Source organism: Pseudomonas sp. SWRI50, from assembly GCF_014269095.1.
GTDB classification, from domain to species: domain Bacteria; phylum Pseudomonadota; class Gammaproteobacteria; order Pseudomonadales; family Pseudomonadaceae; genus Aquipseudomonas; species Aquipseudomonas kermanshahensis.
The window spans coordinates 1-16,286 of sequence record NZ_JABWRW010000031.1 but is presented as its reverse complement, the minus strand read 5'-3'; the positions used below and the strand labels follow the sequence as shown (position 1 = coordinate 16,286).

Sequence of the window (16,286 nt, the reverse complement as noted above, 5' to 3'; positions counted from 1 at the left end):
CTCTATTGTCTTGCAAGAAAGCCAAAAATTGGCGAGACGGAGCCTCACCAAATTTAAGGGTACAAAAGTCTACGGAGGATCTTGCACCCAGTCAAGACGAGGCCCCGGCCCTCCCCGCCCGGTCATCGGCAACAATTCATGTCGACGATGGCCGTTCGGGGCTTGCCGGGGCCCTGCCCTGTACTTAGTTACCGCTGGAATTCAGCGCTTCGGTCAGTGCGGCTTCCACCTCACTGGCGCTCACACGCAGCGGTTTGTCGGCATCACGGCGGCGCTTGCGCTCGCTGTGGTAAGCCAGACCAGTACCGGCCGGGATCAGACGACCCACGACCACGTTCTCTTTCAGGCCGCGCAGGTAATCGCGCTTGCCGGTGACAGCCGCTTCGGTCAGTACGCGGGTGGTTTCCTGGAAGGAAGCCGCGGAGATGAACGATTCGGTCGACAGCGAAGCCTTGGTGATACCCAGCAGCACACGCGAGAACTTCGAGATGAACTTGTCTTCGCTAGCGAGACGCTCGTTCTCGACCAGTACGTGAGTCAGTTCCATCTGGTCGCCCTTGATGAAGCTGGAATCACCCGACTCGGCGATCTCGACCTTACGCAGCATCTGACGCAGGATGGTCTCGATGTGCTTGTCGTTGATCTTAACGCCTTGCAGGCGGTAAACGTCCTGGATCTCGTTGACGATGTACTTGGCCAGCGCGCTCACACCCAGCAGACGCAGGATGTCGTGCGGATCGCTCGGGCCGTCGGAGATAACTTCGCCGCGGTTTACCTGTTCGCCTTCGAAGACGTTCAGGTGGCGCCACTTCGGAATCAGCTCTTCGTACGGATCGCTACCGTCGGTCGGCGTAATGACCAGACGGCGCTTGCCTTTGGTCTCTTTACCGAACGCGATGGTGCCGCTGACTTCAGCCAGAATCGAGGCTTCTTTCGGACGGCGCGCTTCGAACAAGTCAGCAACGCGCGGCAGACCACCGGTGATGTCACGGGTCTTCGACGTTTCTTGCGGGATACGCGCGATAACGTCACCAACACCGATCTGTGCACCGTCAGCCACACCGACAAGGGCGTTGGCCGGCAGGAAGTACTGAGCCGGTACGTCGGTACCTGGCAGGTACAGGTCCTTGCCGTTGGCATCGACCATCTTGATTGCCGGACGGATTTCCTTGCCTGCGGCAGGGCGATCCTTGACGTCCAGAACTTCGATGTTGGTCAAACCAGTCAGTTCGTCGGTCTGACGCTTGATGGTGATGTTTTCTTCCATGCCCACGAAGGTCACGGTACCTTTCAGCTCGGTAACGATCGGGTGGGTGTGCGGGTCCCACTTGGCGACGATGGCGCCAGCTTCGACCTTGTCACCTTCCTTGACCGAAATGACCGCACCGTAAGGCAGCTTGTAACGCTCACGCTCACGACCGAATTCATCGGCAATGGCCAGCTCGCCGGAACGCGATACGGCAACCAGGTTGCCATCGGCGCGCACGACCTGCTTCAGGTTGTGCAGACGAACCATACCGCCGTTCTTCACCTGGACGCTGTCGGCAGCCGAGGTCCGGCTTGCAGCACCACCGATGTGGAACGTACGCATGGTCAGCTGGGTACCCGGCTCACCGATCGACTGTGCAGCGATAACGCCGACAGCTTCACCGATGTTCACCTGGTGACCACGAGCCAGGTCACGACCGTAGCACTTGGCGCAGATACCGTAGCGGGTTTCGCAGTTGATCGGCGAACGCACGATAACTTCGTCGATGCTGTTCAGCTCGATGAACTCGACCCACTGCTCGTCAACCAGGGTACCGGCCGGGACGATGACGTCCTCGGTGCCTGGCTTGAACACGTCACGGGCAATGACACGACCCAGTACGCGCTCACCCAGCGGCTCGACAACGTCACCGCCTTCGATGTGCGGAGTCATCAGCAGGCCGTGGTCGGTGCCACAGTCGATCTCGGTCACGACCAGATCTTGCGCCACGTCTACCAGACGACGCGTCAGGTAACCGGAGTTCGCAGTTTTCAGTGCGGTATCCGCCAGACCCTTACGAGCACCGTGAGTCGAGATGAAGTACTGGAGTACGCTCAGACCTTCACGGAAGTTCGCGGTGATCGGCGTCTCGATGATCGAGCCGTCCGGCTTGGCCATCAGACCACGCATACCGGCCAGCTGACGGATCTGTGCTGCGGAACCCCGCGCACCCGAGTCAGCCATCATGTACATCGAGTTGAAGGACTCTTGCTCGACTTCCTTGCCCTCGCGGTCGATGACCTTCTCTTTCGAGAGGTTGGCCATCATCGCCTTGGACACTTCGTCGTTCGCCTTCGACCACAAGTCGATGACCTTGTTGTACTTCTCGCCCTGGGTTACCAGGCCGGAGGCGTACTGGCTCTCGATTTCCTTCACTTCGTCGGTAGCAGTACCGATGATGCGGGCTTTTTCGTCCGGGATAACGAAGTCGTTAACACCGATCGAAACGCCGGAAATGGTCGAGTAGGCAAAACCGGTGTACATCAGCTGGTCAGCGAAGATGACGGTCTCTTTCAGACCAACCACGCGGTAGCACTGGTTGATCAGCTTGGAGATCGCTTTCTTCTTCATCGGCTGGTTGACCACGTCGTACGGCAGACCTGCCGGTACAACCTGGAACAACAGCGCACGGCCGACGGTGGTGTCGACGATGCGGGTGTTCTTGGTGATGGAGCCATCACGGTCATTCACGGTCTCGTTGATACGGACCTTGATTTTCGCGTGCAGGGCAGCTTCGCCGGCGCGGAATACGCGGTCGACTTCTTGCAGGTCTGCGAATACGCGACCTTCGCCCTTGGCGTTGATGGCTTCACGGGTCATGTAGTACAGACCCAGTACAACGTCCTGCGACGGAACGATGATTGGCTCACCGTTGGCTGGCGACAGAATGTTGTTGGTCGACATCATCAGCGCGCGCGCTTCGAGCTGGGCTTCCAGCGTCAGCGGCACGTGAACGGCCATCTGGTCACCGTCGAAGTCGGCGTTGTACGCCGCACAGACCAACGGGTGCAGCTGGATCGCCTTACCTTCGATGAGCACAGGCTCGAACGCCTGGATACCCAGACGGTGAAGGGTCGGTGCACGGTTGAGCAGTACGGGGTGTTCGCGGATGACCTCGGCGAGAACGTCCCACACCTCTGGCAGCTCGCGCTCGACCATCTTCTTGGCAGCCTTGATGGTGGTCGCCAGACCACGCATTTCCAGCTTGCCGAAAATGAACGGCTTGAACAGCTCGAGGGCCATTTTCTTCGGCAGACCGCACTGGTGCAGACGCAGGGTCGGACCTACGGTAATTACCGAACGACCGGAGTAGTCCACGCGCTTACCGAGCAAGTTCTGACGGAAACGACCTTGCTTACCTTTGATCATGTCAGCCAGGGACTTCAGCGGACGCTTGTTCGAGCCAGTGATGGCGCGACCGCGACGGCCGTTGTCCAGCAGGGCGTCGACCGCTTCCTGCAGCATGCGCTTTTCGTTGCGCACGATGATGTCCGGCGCCGACAGATCGAGCAGGCGCTTCAGACGGTTGTTACGGTTGATCACCCGACGATACAGGTCGTTCAGGTCGGAGGTCGCGAAGCGGCCGCCATCCAGCGGTACCAGCGGACGCAGGTCCGGCGGCAGTACTGGCAGGACGGTCAAGACCATCCACTCAGGCAGGTTGCCCGAGCCCTGGAAAGCTTCCATCAGCTTCAGGCGCTTGGACAGCTTCTTGATCTTGGTTTCCGAGTTGGTCTGCGGAATCTCTTCGCGCAGGCGGCCGATCTCGTGCTCCAGGTCGATAGCGTGCAGCAGCTCGCGGACAGCCTCGGCACCCATGCGGGCGTCGAAGTCGTCACCGAACTCTTCCAGCGCTTCGAAGTACTGCTCGTCGTTCAGCAGCTGGCCTTTTTCAAGGGTGGTCATGCCCGGGTCGATAACGACGTAGCTCTCGAAGTAGAGAACGCGCTCGATATCACGCAGGGTCATGTCCATCAGCAGGCCGATACGGGACGGCAGCGACTTCAGGAACCAGATGTGGGCAACCGGCGAGGCCAGTTCGATGTGCGCCATGCGCTCACGACGAACCTTGGCTAGGGCAACTTCAACGCCGCACTTCTCGCAGATCACACCGCGGTGCTTGAGGCGCTTGTACTTGCCGCACAGGCACTCGTAGTCCTTGACTGGGCCAAAGATCTTGGCGCAGAACAGGCCGTCACGCTCGGGTTTGAACGTACGGTAGTTGATGGTTTCCGGCTTCTTAACTTCACCGAACGACCACGAACGGATCATTTCAGGCGACGCCAGACCGATGCGGATGGCGTCGAACTCTTCGACTTGACCCTGGTTTTTCAGCAAATTCAGTAGGTCTTTCAAGGCCTTTCCTCCTGGCGGAGCAGGAAGCGGGCATTACCTGCCCCGCTCCCCTTCGCGTCACGTGTTATTCGGTTTCCAGATCGATATCGATACCGAGCGAACGGATCTCTTTGATCAACACGTTGAAGGACTCGGGCATGCCCGGCTCCATACGGTGATCGCCATCCACGATGTTCTTGTACATCTTGGTACGGCCGTTCACGTCGTCCGACTTCACTGTGAGCATTTCTTGCAGGGTGTATGCCGCGCCGTATGCTTCCAGCGCCCACACTTCCATCTCCCCGAAACGCTGACCACCGAACTGCGCCTTACCACCCAGCGGCTGCTGGGTAACCAGGCTATAGGAACCAGTGGAACGCGCGTGCATCTTGTCGTCCACCAAGTGGTTCAGCTTGAGCATGTACATGTAACCAACGGTCACAGGACGCTCGAACTTGTTGCCGGTACGGCCATCGAACAGCACCATCTGGCCGCTTTCTGGCATGTCTGCCAGTTTCAGCATGGCCTTGATCTCGCTTTCCTTGGCACCGTCGAAGACTGGGGTAGCCATAGGCACGCCCTTCTTCAGGTTGTTCGCCAGGGCAAGGATCTCTGCATCGGTGAACTCTTCCAGGCTTTCCTGACGACCGCCGATCTCGTTGTAGATCTCGGTCAGGAACACGCGCAGCTCAGCGGCTTTGCGCTGTTCTTCGAGCATCCGGTCGATCTTCTCGCCCAGGCCTTTGGCCGCGAGGCCCAGGTGGGTTTCAAGGATCTGACCGACGTTCATACGCGAAGGTACGCCCAGTGGGTTCAGTACGACGTCGACCGGAGTACCGTTGGCGTCGTGCGGCATGTCTTCGACCGGCATGATCACCGAGACCACACCTTTGTTACCGTGACGGCCTGCCATCTTGTCGCCCGGCTGGATGCGGCGGCGGATAGCCAGGTAGACCTTGACGATCTTCAGTACGCCCGGCGCCAAGTCGTCGCCTTGCTGCAGCTTGCGCTTCTTGTCTTCGAACTTGTCGTCCAGCAGACGACGGCGATCGACGATGTAAGCCTGAGCCTTTTCCAGCTGTTCGTTCAGCGCGTCTTCGGCCATGCGCAGTTTGAACCACTGGCCGTGCTCCAGACCGTCCAGTACTTCGTCAGTGATCACGGTGCCTTTCTTCAGGCCCGCACCACCGTCGACCACTTGGCCGTTCAGGGCGGAACGCAGACGCTCGAAGGTTGCACCTTCGACGATGCGGAACTCTTCGTTGAGGTCCTTGCGGATCTCGTCCAGCTGCATCTTCTCGATGGCCAGGGCGCGGCTGTCGCGCTCAACGCCGTCACGGGTGAAGACCTGGACGTCGATGACAGTACCCTTGGTGCCGGTTGGCACACGCAGGGAGGTGTCTTTAACGTCGCTTGCCTTCTCACCGAAGATGGCACGCAGCAGCTTCTCTTCCGGCGTCAGCTGGGTCTCGCCTTTCGGAGTGACCTTACCAACCAGAATGTCGCCAGCGCCGACTTCAGCACCTACGTAAACGATACCGGCTTCGTCCAGCTTGTTCAGCGCAGCTTCACCCACGTTCGGGATGTCTGCGGTGATTTCCTCTGGGCCAAGCTTGGTGTCACGCGCCACACAGGTCAGCTCCTGAATGTGGATCGTGGTGAAGCGATCTTCCTGAACCACACGCTCGGACAGGCAGATGGAGTCTTCGAAGTTGAAGCCGTTCCACGCCATGAACGCGATGCGCATGTTCTGACCCAGTGCCAGTTCACCCATATCGGTGGACGGGCCGTCGGCCATGATGTCGTGACGCTTGACCACATCACCCTTGCTGACCAGCGGACGCTGGTTGATGCAAGTGTTCTGGTTCGAACGGGTGTATTTGGTCAGGTTGTAGATATCTACACCTGCTTCACCGGTTTCGACTTCGTCATCGGCAACACGCACGACGATACGGCTGGCATCGACCGAGTCGATCACGCCGCCACGACGGGCAACGACGCAGACGCCGGAGTCACGGGCAACGTTGCGCTCCATGCCGGTACCTACCAGCGGCTTGTCAGCGCGCAGGGTCGGTACAGCCTGACGCTGCATGTTCGAACCCATGAGTGCACGGTTGGCGTCGTCGTGCTCGAGGAACGGAATCAGCGACGCTGCGACCGAAACAACCTGCTTCGGCGAAACGTCCATCAAGGTGACGTCTTCTGGCGCCTTGACGGTGAATTCGTTCAGGTGACGAACCGCTACCAGCTCATCGATCAGCTGCTTCTTCTCGTTCATCGCGGCCGAAGCCTGGGCGATAACGTGATCCGCTTCTTCAATGGCCGACAGGAACACGATGTCGTCGCTGACCACGCCCTCCTTCACCACGCGGTACGGGCTTTCGAGGAAGCCGTACTGGTTGGTGCGGGCATAGGCTGCCAGGGAGTTGATCAGACCGATGTTCGGACCTTCAGGGGTCTCGATCGGGCACACACGGCCGTAGTGGGTCGGGTGTACGTCACGGACTTCGAAGCCAGCACGCTCACGGGTCAGACCGCCAGGGCCGAGTGCAGAAACGCGGCGCTTGTGGGTGATCTCGGAGAGCGGGTTGTTCTGGTCCATGAACTGCGACAGCTGGCTGGAACCGAAGAACTCTTTCACCGCCGCCGCTACCGGCTTGGCGTTGATCAGGTCTTGCGGCATCAGGCCTTCGCTTTCGGCCATCGACAGACGTTCCTTGACCGCACGCTCAACGCGCACCAGGCCAACACGGAACTGGTTCTCGGCCATCTCGCCGACGCAACGTACGCGACGGTTACCCAGATGGTCGATGTCGTCGACGATGCCTTTGCCGTTACGGATGTCGACCAGGGTCTTGAGGACCTCGACGATGTCTTCCTTGCTCAGCACGCCCGAACCTTCGATCTCGGTACGACCGATACGACGGTTGAACTTCATGCGGCCTACGGCGGACAGGTCGTAACGCTCGGCGCTGAAGAACAGGTTGTTGAACAGGGTCTCGGCAGCATCCTTGGTTGGCGGCTCGCCTGGACGCATCATGCGATAGATTTCGACCAGGGCTTCCAGCTGGTTGCTGGTGGTGTCGATCTTCAGGGTGTCCGAGATGAACGGACCGCAATCGATGTCGTTGGTGTACAGGGTCTCGATACGGACGACCTGTGCCTTGGCGACCTTGATCAGCAGCTCGGTGGTCAGCTCGGTGTTGCACTCGGCCAGGATCTCGCCGGTAGCCGGATGCACGATAGCCTTGGCGGTGGTGCGACCCAGGACGTATTCCATAGGAACGTCGAGCTGCTTGACGCCGGCTTTCTCGAGCTGGTTGATGTGGCGCGCAGTGATGCGGCGACCCTGCTCGACAATGACCTTGCCGGTTTCGTCATGGATGTCCATGACCGCAACTTCACCACGCAGACGCTGAGGTACCAGTTCCAGGCTGAGTTTTTCGCCGGAAACGTGGAACACGTTGGTGGTGTAGAAGGTGTTCAGAACCTCTTCGGTGCTGTAACCCAGTGCGCGCAGCAGTACCGAGGCCGGCAGTTTGCGGCGACGGTCGATACGCACGAACACGCAGTCCTTCGGGTCGAACTCGAAGTCCAGCCAGGAGCCGCGGTAAGGGATGATGCGAGCGGAGTACAGCAGCTTGCCGGAGCTGTGCGTCTTGCCACGGTCGTGGTCGAAGAACACACCAGGCGAACGGTGCAGCTGGGAAACGATCACACGCTCGGTACCGTTGATTACGAAGGTACCGTTCTCAGTCATCAGGGGGATTTCACCCATGTAGACTTCTTGCTCTTTGATGTCCTTGATCGCTTTGTTCGACGATTCCTTGTCGAAGATGATCAGGCGCACCTTGACCCGCAGTGGGACCGCGAAGGTCACGCCACGCAGGACACATTCCTTCACATCGAAGGCGGGTTCGCCCAGGCGATAGCCTACGTACTCCAGGGCAGCATTGCCGGAGTAGCTGATGATCGGGAATACCGATTTGAAGGCCGCGTGCAGGCCGACGTCGCGGAACTGATCCTTGGATGCTCCCGCTTGCAGGAATTCGCGATACGAATCCAGCTGGATGGCCAGGAGGTAAGGCACATCCATGACGTCCGGCAACTTGCTAAAGTCCTTGCGGATACGTTTTTTCTCAGTGTATGAGTAAGCCATCAGCGTTCCCCAGCTTGGTCACCTGCTTGTTTGGCTTCTCCCGGCGGGAGCAGCCAGAAAATCGTGCAAACCCCTTGGTTTGCGCCACCCACATGGGTGTCTTGCAGCTCGTTATCGGGGCCGATCTGATCGGCCACCAATAACGGAAAAAGGCCGGTGGCATAAGCCACCAGCCATCAGCCTTGTGCTCAACGCTCAGGCTGGCATCGCAAAGTCGAAATTACTTCAGCTCGACTTTAGCGCCTGCTTCTTCCAGCTTCTTCTTAGCGTCTTCAGCGGCTTCTTTCGAAACGCCTTCAGCTACGACCTGAGGAGCGCCGTCGACTTTCTCTTTGGCTTCTTTCAGGCCCAGACCGGTCAGTTCACGAACGGCCTTGATCACGTTTACTTTCTTCTCGCCGGCTTCAACCAGAACAACGTTGAACTCGGTTTGCTCTTCAACAACGGCAGCAGCAGCAGCTGGGCCAGCAGCGGCAACAGCAGCGGTAACGCCGAAGGTTTCTTCCATAGCTTTGATCAGCTCAACAACTTCCAGAACGGTTTTCTGGCCGATTGCTTCGATGATTTGCTCGTTAGTCAGGGACATGACTTAAATCCTGTATTGGGGTGACAGCCTTCGCAGCCATCAAATTAAACAAATGATTTTGAAAGAGGTTACGCCGCCTTAGGCAGCAGCAGCTTCTTTCTGGTCGCGAACGGCCGCCAGAGTACGAGCCAGCTTGCTGGTGGCGCCTTGAATCACGCTCATCAGACGTGCGATAGCTTCGTCACGGGTCGGCAAGGTAGCCAGTACATCGATCTGGTTGGCGGCAATGAATTTGCCGTCAAACGCAGCTGCCTTGATCTCGAACTTGTCCTGACCCTTGGCGAACTCTTTGAACAGACGAGCAGCAGCGCCCGGGTGTTCGTTGGAGAAAGCGATCAGGGTCGGGCCAGTGAAGGCGTCGTTGAGGACACTGAATTCAGTATCGGCAACAGCGCGCTTGAGCAGGGTGTTACGTACGACACGTACGTAAACGCCAGCTTCACGAGCCTCTTTACGGAGTCCGGTCATTGCGCCTACAGTCACACCACGGGCATCAGCCACGACAGCGGACAGAGCGACTTTGGCAGCCTCGTTGACTTCAGCGACGATGGCCTTCTTGTCTTCGAGTTTAATTGCCACGGGTTTACTCCTGGTTTCTACCGTTTCATCTGGCCGAAGCCGGATGTCGTTTTGGTGTCTGATTCGATAACGAATCGGGAGCACCATCTGCGTAGGCTTGTGGTTTAAGGCTTGCGCCGCCTACGGTCTTGGATAGCCCCCGCCAGGCAGGGACCCCAATTTTTTGCTGGCGGCGCGACACGTCGCACCGCCATGGTCTTACGCGTTCAGCGAACCCTGGTCGATGACCAGGCCTGGGCCCATAGTGGTGCTCAGGGTAACGCGCTTGACGTAGATACCTTTCGAAGAAGCTGGCTTGATACGCTTCAGATCAGCGATCAGGGCTTCAACGTTTTCCTTCAGCTTGCCAGCTTCGAAGCCGACTTTGCCAACGGAGGTGTGAATGATACCGTTCTTGTCGGTACGGTAGCGAACCTGACCAGCCTTGGCGTTTTTGACAGCGCCGGCTACGTCTGGAGTCACAGTACCCACTTTCGGGTTAGGCATCAGGCCGCGAGGACCCAGAACCTGACCCAGCTGACCAACAACGCGCATGGCATCAGGCGATGCGATGACGACGTCATAGTTCAGGTCGCCGGCTTTCATTTCTGCAGCCAGATCGTCCATACCTACACGGTCAGCGCCGGCAGCCAGAGCGGCCTCAGCAGCTGGACCCTGGGTGAAGACGGCAACGCGTACGGTCTTGCCAGTGCCGTGTGGCAGCACAGTAGCGCTACGAACGACCTGGTCGGATTTACGCGGGTCAACGCCGAGGTTGACGGCAACGTCGAAGGATTCGCTGAACTTCACGGTGGACAGTTCGGCCAGCAGCACTGCTGCTTCTTCGAAGTTGTAAACTTTGCCAGCTTCGATTTTCGAAGCAATGGCCTTTTGGCGCTTGGTCAGCTTAGCCATTACACACCCTCCACGTTCAGGCCCATGCTGCGGGCAGAGCCAGCGATGGTGCGTACAGCAGCGTCCAGGTCAGCAGCGGTCAGATCAGCCTGTTTAGTCTTGGCGATCTCTTCGAGCTGAGCACGGGTCACGGTACCGACTTTAACGGTGTTCGGACGAGCCGAACCACTGGTCAGGCCAGCAGCTTTCTTCAGCAGAACCGAGGCAGGGGTGCTCTTGGTCTCGAAAGTGAAGCTACGGTCGCTGTAAACAGTGATGATCACAGGAGTCGGCAGGCCGGCTTCTTGACCCTGAGTACGGGCGTTGAAGGCCTTGCAGAATTCCATGATGTTCACACCGTGTTGGCCCAGTGCTGGACCAACGGGTGGGCTTGGGTTGGCCTGGCCGGCCTTAACTTGCAGCTTGATGTAAGCCTGAATCTTCTTAGCCATGAGCTACTCCAAAATCGGGTACAAACGCCAGATGGCTCCCCGGATGACTTGCGTTTTATCCCAGTGACGACAAAACCCCGCAGCACACAGGGCTGCGGGGTATGGGATGCTTCGTTCGCCTAGACCTTCTCGACCTGGCTGAACTCGAGCTCTACCGGAGTAGAGCGACCGAAAATGAGCACCGCCACCTGGAGGCGACTCTTTTCGTAGTTAACCTCTTCGACACTGCCATTGAAGTCAGCAAACGGGCCGTCAATGACACGAACCACTTCACCTGGCTCGAACAGCGTCTTCGGCTTCGGCTTGTCGCTGCCGTCGGCAACGCGACGCAGGATAGCCTCAGCTTCTTTATCAGTGATTGGCGCAGGCTTGTCTGCGGTACCACCAATAAAGCCCATCACACGAGGGGTATCCTTGACCAAGTGCCAAGTCCCTTCGTTCATCTCCATCTGGACCAGAACATAGCCAGGGAAGAATTTGCGCTCACTTTTGCGCTTTTGGCCGTTACGCATTTCAACGACTTCTTCGGTCGGAACCAGAATTTCGCCGAAACCGTCTTCCATGCCAGCCAGCTTGACGCGCTCGATCAGCGAGCGCATCACATGCTTCTCGTAACCCGAGTAAGCATGCACTACGTACCAACGCTTAGCCACGGGACACCCTTAGCCAACAATCAAGGAGACCGCCCAGCCGAGCAGGGAATCAAGACCCCACAACAGCAGCGCCATAACCAGAACTACAGCCACGACAATCAGCGTGGTCTGAGTGGTTTCTTGGCGGGTCGGCCACACGACTTTACGGATCTCGGTACGAGCTTCCTTCGCCAGCGCAAAGAACGACTTACCCTTCGCAGTCTGCAAGGCAACAAAGCCAGCAGCCGCAGCCAGGGCGAGCAGTGCGAGTACGCGATACAGGATTGGGGAGGCGGAGTAATACTGATTACCCACGACGCCAACAACCACCAAAGCAACTACAGCCAGCCACTTGAACAGATCAAAACGCGATTCTTGGGCTTCAGTTTTGGGAGTCATCGGGGAGGATCCTGTGAGAAGAAAGCCAATCACACCGAGGTGAATGGCAGGTCAGGAGGGAATCGAACCCCCAACCTACGGTTTTGGAGACCGTCGCTCTGCCAATTGAGCTACTGACCTGTAACGCTGTATCAGGCCGGCCATTATACCGGCCTGATCAAGTAAATCAACTACTTATTCAATAATTTTTGCTACGACGCCGGCGCCGACGGTACGACCGCCTTCACGGATAGCGAAGCGCAGACCGTCTTCCATTGCGATGGTCTTGATCAGAGTGACAGTCATCTGAATGTTGTCACCTGGCATTACCATTTCAACGCCTTCCGGCAGCTCGCAGTTACCGGTCACGTCAGTGGTACGGAAGTAGAACTGAGGACGGTAGCCTTTGAAGAACGGAGTGTGACGGCCGCCTTCTTCCTTCGACAGGACGTAGACTTCTGCGGTGAACTTGGTGTGCGGCTTGACCGAACCTGGCTTGACCAGAACCTGGCCACGCTCAACGTCGTCACGCTTGGTACCACGCAGCAGAACGCCGCAGTTCTCGCCAGCACGACCTTCGTCCAGCAGCTTGCGGAACATCTCAACACCGGTGCAGGTGGTGGTGGTGGTGTCACGCAGACCAACGATTTCCAGCGGATCTTGAACGCGGACGATACCACGCTCGATACGGCCGGTAACAACGGTACCACGACCCGAGATCGAGAATACGTCTTCGATTGGCATCAGGAACGGCTTGTCGATAGCACGCTCTGGCTCTGGAATGTAGCTGTCCAGAGTTTCAACCAGCTTCTTGACAGCGCTGGTGCCCATTTCGTTGTCGTCTTTGCCTTCCAGCGCCATACGAGCCGAACCGATGATGATCGGGGTGTCGTCGCCTGGGAAGTCGTAGGTGGACAGCAGGTCGCGAACTTCCATCTCGACCAGTTCCAGCAGCTCAGCGTCGTCTACCAGGTCAGCCTTGTTCAGGAAGACCACGATGTACGGAACGCCAACCTGACGGGACAGCAGGATGTGCTCACGGGTTTGTGGCATCGGACCATCGGCGGCCGAGCAAACCAGGATCGCGCCGTCCATCTGGGCAGCACCGGTGATCATGTTCTTCACGTAGTCAGCGTGACCTGGGCAGTCGACGTGAGCGTAGTGACGAATGTTCGAGTTGTACTCGACGTGAGCGGTGTTGATGGTGATACCGCGCGCTTTTTCTTCCGGAGCCGAGTCGATCTTGTCGAACTCAACGACTGCCGAACCGAAAACTTCGGAGCAGACGCGAGTCAGAGCTGCGGTCAGAGTGGTTTTACCATGGTCAACGTGGCCGATAGTGCCAACGTTCACGTGTGGTAGGGAACGATCAAACTTTTCCTTAGCCATCGATACAATCCTCCGCAGAAGAAATAGTCTTACGCTGATAAAGCTGATAAAACAAAGGCAGATATTTTCATATCTGCCTTGTTTATATGGAGCTCTTGAGCGGACTTGAACCGCTGACCTCACCCTTACCAAGGGTGTGCTCTACCAACTGAGCTACAAGAGCGAAACACTTTGCGCAAAATCCAGCAAACTTGGAGCGGGTAGCGGGAATCGAACCCGCATCATCAGCTTGGAAGGCTGAGGTTCTACCACTAAACTATACCCGCGGAGCTTGCGGCTCTCGCTAAAACTGGTGGAGGGAGAAGGATTCGAACCTTCGAAGCTCTCGCAACGGATTTACAGTCCGTCCCCTTTGACCGCTCGGGAATCCCTCCAGATGTGGCCGGCATTCTATTTGTCTGCCGCCCCTAGTGTCAAGCGTTTTTTCAAATTTTTTCAATCAAATCTGAAACTTAGCTGCTTTGACACCGCTTCCAGTTCTACCACCTCAGTGGTGTTCCCTGTGAAGCGGGCGCCATTCTATCAAGCTATTCGCCAGTTGCAATACCCTGGCAGAAAATAATTTTATGTTTTAAGTCTTTGAAATCGTTGGAAAGAGCGACGAGTACTGTTTGGTCCAGCAAACGCTCGCTTTCCGGGGAAATCTTGAGCCAGAGACCATCAGCACCCGGTAACTGACCCAGCACCGGCAACGCATTGATATCCAGGCTCAACAGCCGCTGGCGCAGTGCATCGAGCTGCTCTTTTGCCGCCAGGCCACCTACTACCAGGCATTCATCACGACGACGGGCCGGCGCGGATACACCGGTTTCACGCAACAGGCGAATTTCTTGCTGACTACCTTTGTACAACGACAGCGGGGCGACATCCTTGGCCTTGAGCGGGGCTTCCTGTTGGTGCCAGACGTAATAGAAGACGTTGAGCACCAGCAACAGCAGAAACAACCAACGCATAAGCACCTCAGTCCAGTGGGCAGGCCATTGCCAGGCCAACGAATACCAGGTCAGGGACTACGCGCGCCGTCGGTGCCGCTTCACGCACCAACGGCGCATCCCCACCGGTAAGGAACACCGTAAAATTCTCCCCCCACAGCGCCCGCGCCTGCTCAAGCTGAGTGTGAGCAAAGCCCTGCAGCATCAACACACAGCCACGCTCCACAGCCTCGACCGTCGAGCGGCCAGGGGCAAGGCTTGTCAGTGCGCGTACTGCCGAAGCATCGTCATAGCGGATACGCCGTGTATGCGTACGCAGCTGGCTGCGCATGAGCGGCATGCCCGGGCAGATGTAACCGCCCAAGTGCTCGCCATCGGCGGCAATGAAATCGGATTTGGCGGCGGTGCCAAGATCAATCACCAGGCAAGCCCCTTTGGCCAGGTGGAATGCACCCAATGCCGCAAGCCAACGATCCATGCCCAGGCGCTGGTAGTCTTCATAACCATTACGCACCCCTGCCATTTGCTGTGCAGGTTCGGCAACGCGCGCCACTACCGAGAACGCCTGACGGATCAGTGCGCAGAGCGCCGCAGTTTCTTCTTCGCTGCGCACACTGACGATACGGCAGCCAGACAAACGCAACGACGCCAACGCACTGACCTCGGCAACCAATGCCTGGTCGGAATCGACAATACCGCCGCCCACGATCGTAGCGTCGGCGGCGTGAATCACCCGCCATTTAATGAAGCTGTTACCGCAATCGAGCTCAAGAATCATCACGCAACCTCAAACTGAGCTCACCACCACTGAAGCTCTTTTCTACACCTTCGACCTCAAGGCGCAAACCGCCCTGCCCGTCCACCCCCAGCACCACCCCATCAATGCGAGTACTGCCGGCAACAAGCGATACATTACGCCCCTGCCATAGATGCGCCTGCTCCCATTCTTCCTGGAAAGCAGCAAAACCATAGCGGCGGTGACGCGCCAATTCATGCTGCAACTGTTGACTGAGCTTCGCCACCAGACGGTTGCGATCAATAGCGGTGCCTACCTCACGCCGCATCGAGGTCCACTCCTGGTCGACCTGGTCATTGGCTTGCATGTTCACATTGATACCTATTCCAAGCACAACGTGACACACGTCTGCAGGATCACCGACCAACTCAAGCAAGATACCGGTGATCTTCTGCCCACGAACAAGCACATCATTGGGCCATTTCAGCCCCACATCCTTTACTCCAAAGCCCTGCAGGGTCCGCATCACTGCCAACCCCACCACCAGGCTCAGCCCTTCGAGCTGACGCATGCCACCTTCGACACGCAGGACGAGACTGTAATAGAGGTTTTCTGCGAACGGACTGACCCATTGTCGACCGCGGCGGCCACGCCCAGCGCTCTGGCGCTCGGCAAGGACCAGGAATGGCGCCGGCTGACCTTCGCTAGCAAGCCGAAGCCCTTCAGCATTGGTTGAATCGATGGTTTCGTGGATGAAAACAGGCCACTGCTCACCCTCGGCGAACTCATTGATCGCTTGTGATTCGAGCAGGGCGAGAGGTGCCGCCAACTGGTAGCCACGCCCACGAACCTTGTGAATGGTGAGGTTCAGCTCAGTCTCCAGGTGCTGCAGCTGCTTCCAAACGGCGCTGCGACTCACCCCGAGGGCTGCCCCCAAGGCTTCTCCGGAATGGAACCGGCCATCCTTGAGGAGATTCAACAACTTCAGCATGCCAGTCTCGACTTGGAATAAGGCTGGCATGATAGCTATGGGTAGGGGGCTTGCATAGGAAAAGGGCTGCCCGGAAAGACCGCAGGAAGGACTATTTTCGATCGGAAAAGACAAAACCCCTACCTGCTCGCGCAGATAGGGGTTTTGCGAAATGAATCTTGACGATGACCTACTCTCACATGGGGAAACCCCACACTACCATCGGCGATGCATCGT

At 57.7% G+C, this 16,286-nt stretch carries 13 protein-coding genes and 4 tRNA genes; all 17 read right to left on the bottom strand.

Going from position 1 to position 16,286, the window contains the following annotated elements; all coding sequences use genetic code 11:
- Positions 1 to 184: 184 nt before the first annotated feature.
- Positions 185 to 4,384 carry a DNA-directed RNA polymerase subunit beta' gene (gene rpoC / locus HU750_RS24035; protein ID WP_186682785.1) on the bottom strand — a complete coding sequence of 1,400 codons (4,200 nt, stop codon included), beginning with the start codon at positions 4,382 to 4,384 and terminating at the stop codon, positions 185 to 187.
- A 64-nt stretch (positions 4,385 to 4,448) separates the two neighbouring features.
- Entirely contained in the window at positions 4,449 to 8,522 is a 4,074-nt protein-coding gene (gene rpoB / locus HU750_RS24030) for a DNA-directed RNA polymerase subunit beta (RefSeq protein WP_027595469.1), read from the bottom strand.
- Positions 8,522 to 8,692, bottom strand: a complete 171-nt coding sequence (locus HU750_RS24025) for a hypothetical protein (RefSeq protein ID WP_155951450.1) — start codon at positions 8,690 to 8,692, stop codon at positions 8,522 to 8,524. The genes rpoB and HU750_RS24025 overlap by 1 nt, the downstream gene beginning before the upstream one ends.
- A gap of 50 nt (positions 8,693 to 8,742) precedes the next feature.
- The gene (gene rplL / locus HU750_RS24020; protein WP_007957596.1) at positions 8,743 to 9,108 is read right to left on the bottom strand and encodes a 50S ribosomal protein L7/L12; all 366 of its coding nucleotides are present in this window, start codon (positions 9,106 to 9,108) and stop codon (positions 8,743 to 8,745) included.
- A gap of 78 nt (positions 9,109 to 9,186) precedes the next feature.
- On the bottom strand, positions 9,187 to 9,687 hold the full coding sequence (gene rplJ, locus HU750_RS24015; RefSeq protein ID WP_027595468.1) for a 50S ribosomal protein L10: 501 nt from the start codon (positions 9,685 to 9,687) through the stop codon (positions 9,187 to 9,189).
- A gap of 198 nt (positions 9,688 to 9,885) precedes the next feature.
- Entirely contained in the window at positions 9,886 to 10,581 is a 696-nt protein-coding gene (gene rplA, locus HU750_RS24010; protein ID WP_027595467.1) for a 50S ribosomal protein L1, read from the bottom strand.
- Positions 10,581 to 11,012, bottom strand: a complete 432-nt coding sequence (gene rplK, locus HU750_RS24005) for a 50S ribosomal protein L11 (RefSeq protein WP_027595466.1) — start codon at positions 11,010 to 11,012, stop codon at positions 10,581 to 10,583. The genes rplA and rplK overlap by 1 nt, the downstream gene beginning before the upstream one ends.
- Before the next feature lie 119 nt (positions 11,013 to 11,131).
- On the bottom strand, positions 11,132 to 11,665 hold the full coding sequence (gene nusG, locus HU750_RS24000; protein ID WP_003255501.1) for a transcription termination/antitermination protein NusG: 534 nt from the start codon (positions 11,663 to 11,665) through the stop codon (positions 11,132 to 11,134).
- A 9-nt stretch (positions 11,666 to 11,674) separates the two neighbouring features.
- Positions 11,675 to 12,043, bottom strand: a complete 369-nt coding sequence (gene secE / locus HU750_RS23995; RefSeq protein WP_027595465.1) for a preprotein translocase subunit SecE — start codon at positions 12,041 to 12,043, stop codon at positions 11,675 to 11,677.
- A 44-nt stretch (positions 12,044 to 12,087) separates the two neighbouring features.
- Positions 12,088 to 12,163: transfer RNA gene (locus HU750_RS23990), tRNA-Trp, on the bottom strand.
- A gap of 54 nt (positions 12,164 to 12,217) precedes the next feature.
- Positions 12,218 to 13,411, bottom strand: coding sequence for an elongation factor Tu (gene tuf, locus HU750_RS23985; protein ID WP_016484647.1), 1,194 nt, complete (start codon positions 13,409 to 13,411; stop codon positions 12,218 to 12,220).
- Between the two features lie 87 nt (positions 13,412 to 13,498).
- Positions 13,499 to 13,574: transfer RNA gene (locus HU750_RS23980), tRNA-Thr, on the bottom strand.
- 29 nt (positions 13,575 to 13,603) lie between these two features.
- Positions 13,604 to 13,677 (bottom strand) — tRNA-Gly (locus HU750_RS23975).
- A gap of 24 nt (positions 13,678 to 13,701) precedes the next feature.
- A tRNA-Tyr gene (locus tag HU750_RS23970) sits at positions 13,702 to 13,785 on the bottom strand.
- A gap of 153 nt (positions 13,786 to 13,938) precedes the next feature.
- Positions 13,939 to 14,364 carry a hypothetical protein gene (locus tag HU750_RS23965; RefSeq protein ID WP_099452742.1) on the bottom strand — a complete coding sequence of 142 codons (426 nt, stop codon included), beginning with the start codon at positions 14,362 to 14,364 and terminating at the stop codon, positions 13,939 to 13,941.
- A gap of 7 nt (positions 14,365 to 14,371) precedes the next feature.
- The gene (locus HU750_RS23960; protein ID WP_027595483.1) at positions 14,372 to 15,121 is read right to left on the bottom strand and encodes a pantothenate kinase; all 750 of its coding nucleotides are present in this window, start codon (positions 15,119 to 15,121) and stop codon (positions 14,372 to 14,374) included.
- Positions 15,111 to 16,070: a bifunctional biotin--[acetyl-CoA-carboxylase] ligase/biotin operon repressor BirA gene (birA, locus tag HU750_RS23955; protein WP_186682783.1), complete on the bottom strand. Its 960-nt coding sequence runs from the start codon at positions 16,068 to 16,070 to the stop codon at positions 15,111 to 15,113. The genes HU750_RS23960 and birA overlap by 11 nt, the downstream gene beginning before the upstream one ends.
- Between the last annotated feature and the right edge of the window lie 216 nt (positions 16,071 to 16,286).

Coding starts and splice junctions, on each gene's coding strand:
- rpoB (WP_027595469.1), bottom strand. CDS start 8,522: ATGGCTTACTCATACACTGAGAAAAAACGTATCCGCAAGGACTTTAGC.
- birA (WP_186682783.1), bottom strand. CDS start 16,070: ATGCTGAAGTTGTTGAATCTCCTCAAGGATGGCCGGTTCCATTCCGGA.
- HU750_RS23960 (WP_027595483.1), bottom strand. CDS start 15,121: ATGATTCTTGAGCTCGATTGCGGTAACAGCTTCATTAAATGGCGGGTG.
- HU750_RS23965 (WP_099452742.1), bottom strand. CDS start 14,364: ATGCGTTGGTTGTTTCTGCTGTTGCTGGTGCTCAACGTCTTCTATTAC.
- secE (WP_027595465.1), bottom strand. CDS start 12,043: ATGACTCCCAAAACTGAAGCCCAAGAATCGCGTTTTGATCTGTTCAAG.
- tuf (WP_016484647.1), bottom strand. CDS start 13,411: ATGGCTAAGGAAAAGTTTGATCGTTCCCTACCACACGTGAACGTTGGC.
- rplL (WP_007957596.1), bottom strand. CDS start 9,108: ATGTCCCTGACTAACGAGCAAATCATCGAAGCAATCGGCCAGAAAACC.
- rplA (WP_027595467.1), bottom strand. CDS start 10,581: ATGGCTAAGCTGACCAAGCGCCAAAAGGCCATTGCTTCGAAAATCGAA.
- rplK (WP_027595466.1), bottom strand. CDS start 11,012: ATGGCTAAGAAGATTCAGGCTTACATCAAGCTGCAAGTTAAGGCCGGC.